The sequence below is a fragment of the bacterium genome (assembly GCA_013360215.1).
Lineage (GTDB): Bacteria > CLD3 > CLD3 > SB21 > SB21 > JABWCP01.
Genome location: JABWCP010000047.1, coordinates 1 through 11964, shown reverse-complemented (window position 1 = coordinate 11964; position 11964 = coordinate 1). Strand labels below are relative to the sequence as shown.

The window sequence follows — 11964 nt, the reverse complement described above, 5'->3', positions numbered from 1 at the left end:
AATGTTACGGCAGAATCACCGTAAAATCCGTTTTTGAGAACACCGATATCCACCCCGAGTATCTGACCTTCCTGCAGTACGTCCCCGGGTTTGGCTATACCGTGAACAACAATATCATCGGTCGAAAGGCAAGCATTATTGGGAAAACCATGATAACCTTTGAACGCCGGTTTCCCGCCGCGCGATTTGATAGCCGATTCGATAGCCGCATCCAAATCCATCAAACGCAATCCGGGTTTCACCATCTTGGCCGCTACCATCATAGCTTCTACGATAATGCGGCAACTCTCGCGGATTTTATCAATCTCCGCACCCGACTTGAGCCGGATCATTCAGATTATCCCCGACGGCCGCGGATACGACCGGATTTAAGGAAACCGTCATAGTGGCGCATGACAAGATGCGATTCGATTTGCTGAATCGTATCCAATCCGACACCCACCACGATCAAAAGCGACGTACCGCCAAAAAACGACGCGAAGCTATAGCTCACATCCGTTGCATGGCGTACGAAAAACGGCAATATCGCAATGACACCAAGGAAAATGGCACTCGGAAGGGTGACGCGCGTCAGGATATTATCAATAAAATCCGACGTTTTTTTGCCGGGACGAACACCCGGTATAAACGCACCTTGCTTCTTGAGATTATCCGCCACTTCGACAGGATTCATCGCAATCGCAGTGTAGAAATACGTGAAGATGACAATTAAAATGAGAAAGAACAAATTGTACGTAATCGAATCAATCGAAAAATGCGCTGTGATCCACTCCGAAAAATCGCCCGGGAAAAAAGTGGCTACCGTATTCGGAACAAACATGATGGACTGCGCAAAGATGATAGGCATAACACCCGCAATATTGATACGCATCGGGATATGTGTGGATTGACCGCCATATACCTTACGACCGATCACGCGGCGTGCATATTGTACCGGGATTTTACGGATACCTTGCGTGATAAAAATAATCGCCGCAACAATGCCGAGTAAAATCGTAACCAAAATCAATTCGAGAATAATATTACGGTTGCCCGTCGAAATCTGAGTAATTTCGTCAATAATCGCCGTAGGGAATCGTGCCAAAATACCGATCGCAATAATCAATGAAATACCGTTTCCGATGCCGCGTTCGGTGATTTGCTCGCCGAGCCACATGATAAACATCGTACATGTAGTCATGGTGACCATCGTCATCAGATAAAAAGTGAACCCTTGATCCGGCACTACTTTGACTTCCTGACTGCCGATCACTACACTGAGGCTGCAAAGCCAGGTTGCAACGCCGATCGCCTGAACGGCGGCAAGCGCTACCGTACCGTAGCGTGTAAGCTGGTTGATCTTTTTGCGGCCTTCTTCACCTTCACGTTGTAAACGCTGAAGGTAAGGCACGGTCGTACCGAGAAGTTGGATGATAATGGATGTACTAATGTACGGCATGATGCCAAGCGCTGCGATGGTCGCTTGGGACAACCCGCCGCCGGCAAATAAATCATAAAAACTCAACAGCGTATTTTCCGCCTGTCGGAAATACTGTCCGAGCGCTTCCGCATAAATACCCGGCGCGGGAATGTGCGCCGCAATACGCTCAATCAGCAAAACGCCGAGCGTAAAGAGGATACGTTTCCGCAATTCCGGAATTTTAAATACATTCGCAAATGTTTGTAGCATTGTGAAATTCTCTTGGGCTTATGTAAGAGTAACCGCTATTTCGACGCTTTTTTCTTGCGTTTTTCCAACACTGTTTTTTTGATGCCAAGCACCGTCACTTTGCCGCCGGCTTTTTCGATTTTTTCTTTTGCCGTTGCACTGATCGCATGCACTTCGACTTCAAACGCTTTGGTCACTTCACCGGTTCCTAAAAGTTTTACCGGAGCGCTTTTCTTTTTGATCAAGCCTGCCGCTTGCAACGTTGCGCCGTCTACGCGTTTGTTATCCAATTCGGCAAGATCGGTCAAATTAACAGTCTGAAATTCGACACGGAAAATATTGGTAAAACCATATTTAGGGAGACGACGTTGCAAAGGCATCTGTCCGCCTTCAAAACCGGCAAGGCGGTTAAGACCGGAACGCGACTTTTGCCCTTTGTTACCGCGTGTGGATGTGCCGCCGTGGCCGGAGCCTTCACCACGACCGATACGTTTCATTTTACGGCGGGAGCCTTTGGCGGGCGTTAAATTACTGAGATTCATCGCAATCCTCTTTGACTAAAATTGTTTACGCTTTTTTCGCTTTGGTAACTTTATAACCGGTCTTTTTTTCTTTTTTCACAGCTTCCGGTTTTTTATCAACGGCTTCACAGGAAACCATATACTTCACAAGATTAACCATACCGCGAACCTGCGGTGTATCGTTGTGGTAAACGGTTTGGCCGATTTTACGTAGTCCGAGCGTGCGCACGGTATCGCGGTGTGCGAAAATGGCGCCGTTGGTACTGCGAACCTGGGTAATCTTCAAAAATTTCATGATCGCTCTTTGCCTGGTTATCGTTACTTGGTAAATACATCCATGACAGTCATGCCGCGGACGGCACCGACTTCGCGCGCATTGGTCACTTCACTAAGCGCTTTCATTGTGGCTTTGACCACATTGTGCGGATTGGAAGAGCCTTTGCATTTGGTAAGAATGTCCGTGATGCCGACGGATTCGACCACGGCACGGATCACGGCGCCAGCTATAATACCGGTACCTTTAGTTGCCGGTTTGAGCAACACTTTGCCGGCACCAAATTTGGCCGACACTTCGTGCGGAAGCGTACCACCGTGCAACGGTACAAATATCATACGTTTTTTTGCGTCTTCTTTGCCTTTGGCTATAGCATCCGGCACTTCGTTAGCTTTACCTAATCCGATACCGACTTTGCCTTTACCGTCGCCAACCACCACGATAGCGTTAAAGCTGAAGCGACGTCCGCCTTTCACTACTTTCGCTACACGGTTGATATGTACGACGCGTTCTTCTTTGAGTTCGACGTCGGCCGGATTATCCTGGGCTTCTTTTTTCTTGATTTGTTTCCTATTATTCATCACGCCTCACCATCTATAGATGTGTTTTTTATTACAATTTCAATCCGGCTTCACGAGCGCCTTCGGCTACCGCTTTGATGCGGCCATGATATTTGTATCCATTACGATCAAATACGGCGACTTCAATACCTTTTTCTTTGGCCAATTTGGCGATAGACATACCGACCGCTTTGCTCAACGAAACTTTACCGCTCTCTTTTTGAATGCCTTTGGTCTTCGACGAAACTTGTGCGATCGTATGACCGGCTTCATCGTTGATAAGCTGAGCGTAAATGTGATTGAGGCTGCGATACACCGACAACCGAGGTTTTTCCGCCGTGCCGATGATGCGTTTACGAATACGGTATTTGACACGTTGTCTTTTTACCGCTTTGACTATGTTTTTGTCCGCCATGGTGCTTCTAACAATTTATAGTTTTAAAAATTACTTCTTGGTCGCGGCCTTACCGGCTTTACGACGGATGGTTTCATCCGAATATTTAATACCTTTGCCCTTATACGGTTCCGGCATCTTGAAAGAACGAATTTTCTGAGCCACTTGGCCAACCAATTCTTTATTGATACCTTTGATGCTTACGCTGGTCGGCGTAGGAATCGCAATTTCAACACCTGTCGGAGGAGCAAAAAGAATCGGGTGCGAAAAACCGAGATTAAACTGGATTACTTTGCCTTTCGCTTCGGCTTTAAAACCGACGCCGATAATATCCAATTTACGTTCATATCCATCGGATACGCCCGTCACCATGCCGGCAATGATCGCACGAACGCTGCCGTGCAACGCACGCTGAAAATTGGTGTTGTTTTTACGCGAAACGATGACTTCTTTGTCTTTGACTTCGACCATCGCTTCAGGGTGAAACTGTTTGGTCAGTTCGCCCTTGGGGCCTTTAACGGTGACGACTGAGCCTTTGACGGTCACTGTGACCTTATCGGGAATCGCTACCGGTTTTTTTCCAATACGTGACACTGCTTATACTCCTGCGAATAAAATTTCGTTCAGATTACGATACGTAACACAATACTTCGCCGCCGACATTTTCCGTTTTGGCGCGTTTGTTGGTCATCACACCTTTGGATGTGGACATGATGGCAATGCCGAGATTGCTTTTTACGCGCGGCAGCTTATCTACACCCGCATACTTCCGGAGGCCCGGCGTGCTGGCACGGTCAATCTGATTGATCGCATTGCGGTTTTTCTCATCGTATTTCAAGAAAATGCGAATGATGCCTTGTACGCCGTCATCATAGTTAGCGTAGTCTTTGATATATCCCTGTTCAAGCAGGATTTGCGTAATATCGCGCTTCAGGTTAGAAGCTTTGATATCCACGAATTTCTTTTTGGCCTGTATCGCGTTGCGAATCGCCGTCAAATAATCCGCGATCGGATCGGTCATTGACATCGGATCGTCTCCTTTGATAAAAAATAAAAACTCAAAAATTCTCTATTATTACCACGAAGCTTTACGAATGCCCGGAATCTCACCATTGAGCGAAAGATTACGGAAGCATATACGGCAAATGCCGAACTTGCGCATATAAGCGCGCGGACGGCCGCAGCGGCGGCAACGATTGCGCGTGCGTGTGGAAAATTTCGGTGTTTTCTTCGTCTTAGCAACCCATGCTTTCGTAGCCAAGGTTCAAACTCCTGTTAGTATCGTTCGTGTTATATTATTTCTTTTTGAACGGCATACCGAACTCTTTGAGCAGTTCGTATGCTTCTTCGTCCGTTTTAGCTGACGTCACGATGGTGATGTCCATACCGCGTACGCGGTCCATTTTATCAACATCGATTTCCGGGAAAATAATCTGTTCTTTGACGCCTAACGTATAGTTACCGCGGCCGTCAAACGATTTATCAGGAACGCCTTTGAAATCGCGAATACGCGGTACGGCAATATTGATCAACCGATCAAGAAATTCGTACATCGCGGCACGACGCAAGGTGACAAAGCAAGCGATACCTACGCCTTCGCGTAATTTGAAATTGGAAATAGCTTTTTTCGCTTTGCGGATAGTGGGTTTCTGACCCGTGATGATCAAAAGATCATTGACCGCCGCATCCAAAAGTTTCGGCTCTTGTGTCGCCATACCGACGCCCATATTGATCACGACTTTTTCGATCTTAGGGACTTGCATGATATTCTTATAGCTGAATTTTTTCATCAGCGCAGGAACCACACGTTTACGGTATTCTTCACCGAGGCGGGCTTTGTAGTCTTTACCTACGGCCGCACGTTTTCCGGAAGGTATTTCTACGCCGGTTGCTGCCGCTTTATCTTTGCCTTTTTTCTCTTTCGCTTCCTTCGCCATGGCTCTAACGTTCCTCTAAAATTATAATACGTCTTAATTGATCACTTCGCCGGATTTTTTGGCAATGCGCACTTTGGATCCGTCTTCCAGTTTTTTCGCACCCGTACGCGTCGGCTTGCCGCCATGTACAAGCATGACTTTGCTTGCCGGAATCGCATTTTCTTTTTCCTGAATGCCGCCTTGCGGATTTTTCGGATTCGGCTTAATGTGTTTCTTGCGTAAATTAATACCTTCGACGATCACCTTACCGGTATCCGTGAGGACCTTCAGGACTTTACCCTGTTTGCCTTTGTGCACGCCGGAGATCACGGCGACAAGATCATTCTTTTTGATATGCATGATGTAAAACCTTTGATGTTTCGCTTATTCGTTCGCGCTTAGATTACTTCCGGCGCGAGGGACACAATCTTCATGAATTGTTTTTCACGAAGTTCGCGTGCGACCGGCCCGAAAATACGGGTTCCGGTGGGTTCTTTATCTTTATTGATCAGCACGGCTGCGTTCTCGTCAAAGCGGATGTATGAACCGTCTTTGCGACGCATTTCCTTGCGTACACGGACTACTACCGCGCGAGCGACAGCGCCTTTTTTGACTGTGCCGCCGGGAATCGCATCTTTCACAGACACGATGATTTCATCGCCGAGGAAAGCATAGCGTTTGGAGGTACCGCCCAATACGCGGATACACATCACTTTTTTTGCGCCGGAGTTATCGGCAACCGTCAATCGGGTAAACTCTTGAATCATGACTTATCTCGCCAGTTAATAAATGACCTGAATTAATCCGCTTTTTTCACAACTTCCACCAAGCGCCAACGTTTATTTTTGCTCAGCGGGCGGGTTTCCATTACTTTTACGATATCGCCGATACCGGCTTGCTCTTGTTCGTCATGCGCCATCAGCTTAGCCGTCTTTTTGATATACTTTTTGTACGTCTTGTGCAATACTTTGCGCTCAATTGCGACAACGATGCTTTTGCTCATCTTATCGCTGACGACGGTACCGATACGCACCTTGCGGCGATTTCTTTCCGTGGTCTTATTTTCCGCTTGTTCGGACATGGAATGCTTCTCCAATACGATTTATACTTATATCTAAAGTTTTTCCTTAACCGTGCGCGATCTCTTTGAGCGCTTTGTATTCCTTGACAAAAAGGGAACGTTTGGGATTGGACTCCAAAAGACGTACCGCTTTACGCAAAGCCGCTTTGTCGGTATTGAGTTTTTCACCCTTGAGCGTCGGAATACCTTTGATCTGATGTTTACTTACCACGGCTTCCAGTATTTTCGCCGCTTCCGCCAATTCGGTTTTCAACGTTTCTTCCCGCATGACGGTTTTAACGATGGCAATTTCTTTTTTGGTCGAACGCAGATCCGTTTTCTTTTCCAGCTGGCCTACCGCATTGGTAAAGCGCATCTTGACCAGATTGGTTTCCGCTTCGTTGATCATGCCCTTTAATTCTTCGACGGGCAATCCTCGTACTTCATGTGCTTTCATGATATCTGTCTCTTCCGGTTATAATTACGCGTGAACTTGACCACGGGTGACGAATTTCGACTTGAGCGGAAGTTTGAATGCCGCCAAACGAAACGCTTCTTTTGCAAGCTCTTCAGTCACACCGTCGATTTCGAACATGACACGGCCGGGTTTGATCACCGAGACCCAAAACTCAGGCGCGCCTTTACCGGATCCCATACGTACTTCTAAAGGTTTTTTCGTAACCGGTTTATCGGGAAATATACGAATCCAAATTTTACCGCCGCGTTTGATATAGCGTGTCATCGCGATACGCGCCGCTTCGATCTGACGGCTTGTGATCCATCCGCATTCCATAGCTTTGAGGCCGTAGGTACCAAAGCTCACATCCGCTCCGCGGGTAGCTTTGCCGCGCATTTTGCCGCGGTGATGTCTTCTAAATTTAACCTTCTTAGGTTGTAACATGTATCAGTTCTCCTGGAGCAAAATTTCTCTGATTGAGCCTACTTGGTTTCCATCGTGTCCAGCACTTCGCCTTTGCAGATCCACACTTTGACGCCGATCTGGCCGTAGGTGGTCTGAGCTGTGCCATATGCAAAATCGATATCTGCACGTAAGGTATGCAACGGTACGCGGCCTTCGGCATAGCGGTCGGCGCGTGCCATTTCGGCGCCGCCAAGGCGACCGGACATAGCCACACGGATACCTTCAGCGCCCATACGCATCGCGGCGCGTGTCGCATTTTTCATAGCGCGGCGATAGGGAATCTGGCTTTCGATCTGACGTGCAATGTCAGCCGCGACAAGGTACGAATCCACTTCGGGAACTTTGATTTCGGAAATATTCAAACGAATTTCTTTACCGGTGATTTTCTTAAGCTCTTCGCGAAGTTGATCGACATCTTTGCCTTTACGACCGATGACAATACCCGGGCGTGCGGTGTGGATCGTGATCGTGATGACTTCGGTTTCCTTTTTGATGCGGTCAATGGCGATTTTCGTCACGCGCGCATCTTTGGGAAGACGTTTGCGCAGATAATTACGCAACGTGAGATCTTCCTGAAGTTTGTCAGCAAAGTTTTTTTCATCAAACCAGCTCGAGTTCCAAGTTTTGATGACTCCCAACCGGAAACCGATCGGATTCGTTTTCTGTCCCAAAGTATTCCTCCGTTAAACTTGTATCGTTAAACGATCTGTTACGCTTTTTCCGCGACGACCACAGTGATGTGGGCGGTACGACGGCGGATCATCGAGCGGCGTCCCATCGAACCCGCACGGCCGCGTTTGAGCATCGGCCCGCCATCTACAAAAATTTCTTTGACAAATAAGCTGTGCGTATCAGCACCCGGTTTGGCCTGCATGATATTGGCCACAGCGGAACGCACGGTTTTTTCAATATGTTCTGAGGCATTTTTACGGGTGAAGTGTAAAATGCTGATCGCTTCTTCCGTATTTTTTCCACGCACAAGTTCCGCAACGCGGCGCACTTTACGCGGCGAGATTCTCAAATATTTCGTTATTGCTTTCGCTTCCATGATCAGGCTCCAGTTCTAAAATTTGCGCGTTTACTTTTTGGGTGCAGTGGCGGCCGCGGCGGATTTACTGCCCGAGTGACCGCGAAATGTACGCGTCGGTGCGAATTCGCCAAGTTTGTGGCCGACCATGTTTTCCGTCACGTAAACCGGGATGAAGTTTTTTCCGTTATGTACGGCGAAGGTATGGCCGACAAAGTCCGGCGCGATCGTACAGGCGCGGGCCCAGGTCTTGATCACTTTGCGATCTTTGTTTTTATTCATAGCTTCCACTTTGCCGATGAGATTTTCATCGAGAAAGGGACCTTTTTTGATCGAACGACTCATGTCTTATATTCCTTAATTCAAAAAATTCTTCGTTGTTGCGTCATCCCGCCGTATTACTTGCGGCGTTTGATGATATACCGGTTCGTCGGGTGATTTTTCTTACGCGTCTTATAACCCTTCGTCGGTTGGCCCCACGGCGTTACCGGGTGCGGATTACCTTGCGGGCTCTTACCTTCACCACCACCATGCGGGTGATCCACGGGATTCATAACGACGCCGCGGTTGTGAGGACGGCGACCGAGCCAACGTTTACGACCGGCTTTACCGAGCGTGACATTTTCGTGTTCGAGATTGCCGACCTGACCGATGGTAGCAAAACAATTTTCATTAACGCGGCGTATTTCGCCCGAGGGCATACGCAGCTGAACATATCCTTCTTCACGACCGACGACATTGGCGAACGCACCGGCTGAACGCGCCATCTGGCCGCCTTTGCCGAGCTTCAATTCGACATTGTGTACGTCCGTACCCACGGGAATTCCCTTGAGGGGCATGGCGTTACCGAGTTTGATTTCGGCTTCGGCGCCGGACATTACTTTTTCACCGACTTGCAAACCTTTGGGTGCAAGAATATACGCCTTCTGTCCATCCACATATTGGATCAATGCGATATTGGCGCTACGGTTCGGATCGTATTCGATCGAAACAACTTTGGCTTCGACGCCCGTACGATGACGTTTAAAGTCAATGACACGGTACATACGTTTATGGCCGCCACCGCGAAAACGCGATGTCGTGTGACCGATATTATTACGACCGCCAACCCGTTTTTTGGGTTCGACGAGCGATTTTTCCGGTTCCGTTTTGGTGATCTCCGCAAAGTCCGCAACCGTAATATAACGGCGGCTCGGCGTGTACGGTCTGAAATTTTTTACTGCCATGTTCTTCTCTCAACTTATGCCAGATAGGTTTTCCTGGCGTTTCTTAAACTTTTCGTTGTAATTACGCGCCTTCGACAAATTCGATTTTGTTGTCTTTGGCCAATGTTACTATCGCTTTTTTACGATCGGCACGTTTGCCTTGGACAAAACCGCGTTTGGTATAACGTACGCTGCTCTTTCCTTCGACGTTGACCGTACGAACGGATTTCACTTTGACGTTAAAATGTTTTTCGATCGCTTTTTTGATATCGGTTTTCGTAGCGGTTTTTTCGACGATGAAGCCGTATTGGTTCAACGGTTCGCCGTTACGTTTCTTTTTGTCCTGCAGAATCGTCATCTTCTCGGTAATCACCGGACGAATCAGGATTTTGTTGATTTGCGTGATATTCATGATCAGTCTCTAGTCCTTATCGTTTATTCTGCAGCGCCGAATGCGGCATTGACATTTTTGATCGCACTCTCGTGAAAAAGAATGGTATCCGCATTCATCAGTTCGTACGTCGAAACATTGTTCACCACGCCAACTTTAAGTCCGGGAATATTACGGCATGATTTGCGGAAGTTTTCGTACACCTTAGCGCTTTTTTCATCTTTGACAAGGCCTGTTTTATCAACAAGCACGAGTACTTTTTGAAACGGTTTAGTACGTTTACCGTTATCTACGGTCACTTCACCCGTCAATTGCAGATTATTTAAAACGCCATAGACTTCTTTGGTCTTCGGAAGATCGGCACAAAGGGTGTGAAAATCTTCAACCACCACAATGCGGTTTTCCGATGCTTTGATGCTCAATACACTCTTACGAGCCAAACGTTTGAGTTTGACATTGGTGTCTTTTTTATAAAGGTGCGGATGCGGACCGAATACGATACCGCCGCCCGGCCAAAGCGGAGTTTTGACGGAACCGGAGCGGGCGCCGCCCGTACCTTTTTGTTTCCACGGCTTTTTGGTGGTACCGGAAACTTCCGATTTTTCAAGCGTGCTATGTGTACCATGACGTTTATTCGAAAGTTCGTGCGTCACGGCAACATACACCGCATGTTCGCTAGGTTCGATTCCGAAAATATCTTTCGGTAATTCGACGCTGCGACCGGTCGCTTCGCCTTTGATATTTTTGACTTCAATCTTCATTGCCAGAGCCTTCTATCAAAAATGTTAACTTCTTACTTCGCGTTTTTGCGAATCTCAATGTACGAATTCGTCGCACCCGGCACGCTACCCTTGATAAAGAGTACGTTGGATTCTTTATCCAGACGAACGACCTTCAGGTTTTTGATGGTCACGCGATCGCTACCCATACGGCCGGCCATGCGCATGCCTTTGAAAACACGGGAAGGATCCGAGCTACCGCCGATCGAACCCGGTGAACGGGGGCGATCCGAGGCGCCGTGTGTGGTTTCATTGATACCGCCGAAGCCATGGCGTTTTACAACACCCTGAAAACCTTTACCTTTGGAAATGCCGATCACGGTGACTTTTTCGCCTTCGGCAAAAATGTCCAATTTCACTTCCGCGCCGAGCGTGAAATCGTTGACATTGAAGCCGTCAAATTCACGAAACACGTCAGGAAATTTTTCCGTGTAGTTGGCTTTTTTGGCGTGGCCTTGTATGGCTTTGTTGGTACGCTTGCCGCGCTTGTCGCCGACGGCCAGCTGCAACGCTTCATAACCGTCTTTTTCTTTGGTCTTGATCTGCGTCACGACGTTCGGAAGCGCTTCGATCAACGTCACCGGGATAATGTTCCCGCTCTCGTCGAAGATATTGCTCATTCCGATTTTTCTTCCGATCATACCGCTGCTCATGTATATACTCCTCGTAAGAAACAGGATGTTTTCCTGTTCCATCCAAATTGATATCTAAACTTTAGCCAATATTAACTTGATCAAGTGATCAGCTATTGGCAGTGACCTTCAATTCAATGTCCACGCCTGCCGGCAATTCGAGTTTGGACAACGCTTCTATCGTTTTATTCGTCGCATTCAAGATGCAGATCAAACGCTTGTGAATACGCGTTTCGAACTGTTCGCGGGACTTTTTATCCACGTGCGGCGAACGAAGAACCGTATAAATCGTCTTGTCGGTAGGGAGCGGAATCGGGCCGCTAATCACGGCGCCGGAGCTTTTCGCTGTGCGAATAATCTTATCAATCGACTTATCAATCAGATTGTGATCGTAAGCTTTCAGTTTGATTCGGATTCCTTGTCCAGTCACTTTTGCATTCTCTCGTTAATTTTATTTTTCCGCGGGCATTGCTTTTGGGCGACACCCGCGGTCAATCTTTTCTTCTTACTTGAGGATCTTGGTTACGACACCGGCACCTACGGTACGACCACCTTCGCGGATAGCGAAGCGTAAGCCGTCTTCCATAGCGATCGGCGCAATAAGTTCCACACTGATCTTCACATTGTCACCAGGC

At 47.8% G+C, this 11964-nt stretch carries 24 protein-coding genes; all 24 read right to left on the bottom strand.

From position 1 onward, the window contains the following. Positions 1-332, bottom strand: a 332-nt coding sequence (locus HUU58_15870; protein ID NUN47152.1) for a M24 family metallopeptidase, incomplete at its 3' end; no start/stop codon positions are given. 5 nt (positions 333-337) lie between these two features. Then, entirely contained in the window at positions 338-1669 is a 1332-nt protein-coding gene (secY, locus tag HUU58_15865) for a preprotein translocase subunit SecY (GenBank protein NUN47151.1), read from the bottom strand. Between the two features lie 35 nt (positions 1670-1704). Beyond that, entirely contained in the window at positions 1705-2190 is a 486-nt protein-coding gene (gene rplO / locus HUU58_15860) for a 50S ribosomal protein L15 (GenBank protein ID NUN47150.1), read from the bottom strand. 25 nt (positions 2191-2215) lie between these two features. Further along, positions 2216-2464 (bottom strand): 50S ribosomal protein L30, encoded by a 249-nt coding sequence (rpmD, locus tag HUU58_15855; protein NUN47149.1) that lies wholly within the window; start codon positions 2462-2464, stop codon positions 2216-2218. Between the two features lie 23 nt (positions 2465-2487). Next, entirely contained in the window at positions 2488-3006 is a 519-nt protein-coding gene (gene rpsE, locus HUU58_15850) for a 30S ribosomal protein S5 (protein NUN47148.1), read from the bottom strand. A gap of 49 nt (positions 3007-3055) precedes the next feature. Next, complete coding sequence (locus HUU58_15845) at positions 3056-3418, bottom strand: 50S ribosomal protein L18 (GenBank protein ID NUN47147.1); 363 nt, start codon at positions 3416-3418, stop codon at positions 3056-3058. A 30-nt stretch (positions 3419-3448) separates the two neighbouring features. Then, entirely contained in the window at positions 3449-3991 is a 543-nt protein-coding gene (rplF, locus tag HUU58_15840; GenBank protein ID NUN47146.1) for a 50S ribosomal protein L6, read from the bottom strand. 34 nt (positions 3992-4025) lie between these two features. Beyond that, positions 4026-4424, bottom strand: a complete 399-nt coding sequence (gene rpsH, locus HUU58_15835) for a 30S ribosomal protein S8 (protein ID NUN47145.1) — start codon at positions 4422-4424, stop codon at positions 4026-4028. 48 nt (positions 4425-4472) lie between these two features. Next, complete coding sequence (locus HUU58_15830) at positions 4473-4658, bottom strand: type Z 30S ribosomal protein S14 (protein ID NUN47144.1); 186 nt, start codon at positions 4656-4658, stop codon at positions 4473-4475. Between the two features lie 34 nt (positions 4659-4692). Continuing rightward, positions 4693-5334, bottom strand: a complete 642-nt coding sequence (gene rplE / locus HUU58_15825; protein NUN47143.1) for a 50S ribosomal protein L5 — start codon at positions 5332-5334, stop codon at positions 4693-4695. A 33-nt stretch (positions 5335-5367) separates the two neighbouring features. Further along, on the bottom strand, positions 5368-5673 hold the full coding sequence (rplX, locus tag HUU58_15820) for a 50S ribosomal protein L24 (GenBank protein NUN47142.1): 306 nt from the start codon (positions 5671-5673) through the stop codon (positions 5368-5370). 38 nt (positions 5674-5711) lie between these two features. Continuing rightward, entirely contained in the window at positions 5712-6080 is a 369-nt protein-coding gene (gene rplN, locus HUU58_15815) for a 50S ribosomal protein L14 (protein ID NUN47141.1), read from the bottom strand. A gap of 32 nt (positions 6081-6112) precedes the next feature. After that, on the bottom strand, positions 6113-6394 hold the full coding sequence (gene rpsQ / locus HUU58_15810; protein ID NUN47140.1) for a 30S ribosomal protein S17: 282 nt from the start codon (positions 6392-6394) through the stop codon (positions 6113-6115). A 46-nt stretch (positions 6395-6440) separates the two neighbouring features. Beyond that, complete coding sequence (rpmC, locus tag HUU58_15805; protein NUN47139.1) at positions 6441-6830, bottom strand: 50S ribosomal protein L29; 390 nt, start codon at positions 6828-6830, stop codon at positions 6441-6443. 24 nt (positions 6831-6854) lie between these two features. Next, positions 6855-7274, bottom strand: coding sequence for a 50S ribosomal protein L16 (rplP, locus tag HUU58_15800; GenBank protein NUN47138.1), 420 nt, complete (start codon positions 7272-7274; stop codon positions 6855-6857). Between the two features lie 38 nt (positions 7275-7312). Continuing rightward, a complete protein-coding gene (gene rpsC / locus HUU58_15795) occupies positions 7313-7966 on the bottom strand; it encodes a 30S ribosomal protein S3 (GenBank protein ID NUN47137.1) in 654 nt (217 codons plus the stop codon). A gap of 38 nt (positions 7967-8004) precedes the next feature. Beyond that, positions 8005-8346, bottom strand: coding sequence for a 50S ribosomal protein L22 (gene rplV / locus HUU58_15790; protein ID NUN47136.1), 342 nt, complete (start codon positions 8344-8346; stop codon positions 8005-8007). A gap of 27 nt (positions 8347-8373) precedes the next feature. Next, positions 8374-8667 carry a 30S ribosomal protein S19 gene (gene rpsS / locus HUU58_15785; protein ID NUN47135.1) on the bottom strand — a complete coding sequence of 98 codons (294 nt, stop codon included), beginning with the start codon at positions 8665-8667 and terminating at the stop codon, positions 8374-8376. Positions 8668-8720: 53 nt separating this feature from the next. Then, positions 8721-9548 carry a 50S ribosomal protein L2 gene (rplB, locus tag HUU58_15780; protein ID NUN47134.1) on the bottom strand — a complete coding sequence of 276 codons (828 nt, stop codon included), beginning with the start codon at positions 9546-9548 and terminating at the stop codon, positions 8721-8723. Positions 9549-9609: 61 nt separating this feature from the next. Then, positions 9610-9939: a 50S ribosomal protein L23 gene (gene rplW / locus HUU58_15775; protein ID NUN47133.1), complete on the bottom strand. Its 330-nt coding sequence runs from the start codon at positions 9937-9939 to the stop codon at positions 9610-9612. A 23-nt stretch (positions 9940-9962) separates the two neighbouring features. Continuing rightward, positions 9963-10679, bottom strand: coding sequence for a 50S ribosomal protein L4 (gene rplD / locus HUU58_15770; GenBank protein NUN47132.1), 717 nt, complete (start codon positions 10677-10679; stop codon positions 9963-9965). A 32-nt stretch (positions 10680-10711) separates the two neighbouring features. After that, positions 10712-11350, bottom strand: coding sequence for a 50S ribosomal protein L3 (gene rplC, locus HUU58_15765; GenBank protein ID NUN47131.1), 639 nt, complete (start codon positions 11348-11350; stop codon positions 10712-10714). An 88-nt stretch (positions 11351-11438) separates the two neighbouring features. Then, positions 11439-11759 carry a 30S ribosomal protein S10 gene (gene rpsJ, locus HUU58_15760; GenBank protein ID NUN47130.1) on the bottom strand — a complete coding sequence of 107 codons (321 nt, stop codon included), beginning with the start codon at positions 11757-11759 and terminating at the stop codon, positions 11439-11441. A 75-nt stretch (positions 11760-11834) separates the two neighbouring features. Continuing rightward, on the bottom strand, positions 11835-11964 hold a 130-nt coding region (gene tuf, locus HUU58_15755), incomplete at its 5' end, for an elongation factor Tu (GenBank protein ID NUN47129.1).

Excerpts from the sequence above, each read along its gene's own strand:
- secY (NUN47151.1), bottom strand. The coding sequence starts at position 1,669 with ATGCTACAAACATTTGCGAATGTATTTAAAATTCCGGAATTGCGGAAA.
- rplO (NUN47150.1), bottom strand. The coding sequence starts at position 2,190 with ATGAATCTCAGTAATTTAACGCCCGCCAAAGGCTCCCGCCGTAAAATG.
- rpmD (NUN47149.1), bottom strand. The coding sequence starts at position 2,464 with ATGAAATTTTTGAAGATTACCCAGGTTCGCAGTACCAACGGCGCCATT.
- HUU58_15845 (NUN47147.1), bottom strand. The coding sequence starts at position 3,418 with ATGGCGGACAAAAACATAGTCAAAGCGGTAAAAAGACAACGTGTCAAA.
- rpsH (NUN47145.1), bottom strand. The coding sequence starts at position 4,424 with ATGTCAATGACCGATCCGATCGCGGATTATTTGACGGCGATTCGCAAC.
- rplE (NUN47143.1), bottom strand. The coding sequence starts at position 5,334 with ATGGCGAAGGAAGCGAAAGAGAAAAAAGGCAAAGATAAAGCGGCAGCA.
- rplX (NUN47142.1), bottom strand. The coding sequence starts at position 5,673 with ATGCATATCAAAAAGAATGATCTTGTCGCCGTGATCTCCGGCGTGCAC.
- rplN (NUN47141.1), bottom strand. The coding sequence starts at position 6,080 with ATGATTCAAGAGTTTACCCGATTGACGGTTGCCGATAACTCCGGCGCA.
- rpsQ (NUN47140.1), bottom strand. The coding sequence starts at position 6,394 with ATGTCCGAACAAGCGGAAAATAAGACCACGGAAAGAAATCGCCGCAAG.
- rpmC (NUN47139.1), bottom strand. The coding sequence starts at position 6,830 with ATGAAAGCACATGAAGTACGAGGATTGCCCGTCGAAGAATTAAAGGGC.
- rplP (NUN47138.1), bottom strand. The coding sequence starts at position 7,274 with ATGTTACAACCTAAGAAGGTTAAATTTAGAAGACATCACCGCGGCAAA.
- rpsS (NUN47135.1), bottom strand. The coding sequence starts at position 8,667 with ATGAGTCGTTCGATCAAAAAAGGTCCCTTTCTCGATGAAAATCTCATC.
- rplB (NUN47134.1), bottom strand. The coding sequence starts at position 9,548 with ATGGCAGTAAAAAATTTCAGACCGTACACGCCGAGCCGCCGTTATATT.
- rplW (NUN47133.1), bottom strand. The coding sequence starts at position 9,939 with ATGAATATCACGCAAATCAACAAAATCCTGATTCGTCCGGTGATTACC.
- rplD (NUN47132.1), bottom strand. The coding sequence starts at position 10,679 with ATGAAGATTGAAGTCAAAAATATCAAAGGCGAAGCGACCGGTCGCAGC.
- rplC (NUN47131.1), bottom strand. The coding sequence starts at position 11,350 with ATGAGCAGCGGTATGATCGGAAGAAAAATCGGAATGAGCAATATCTTC.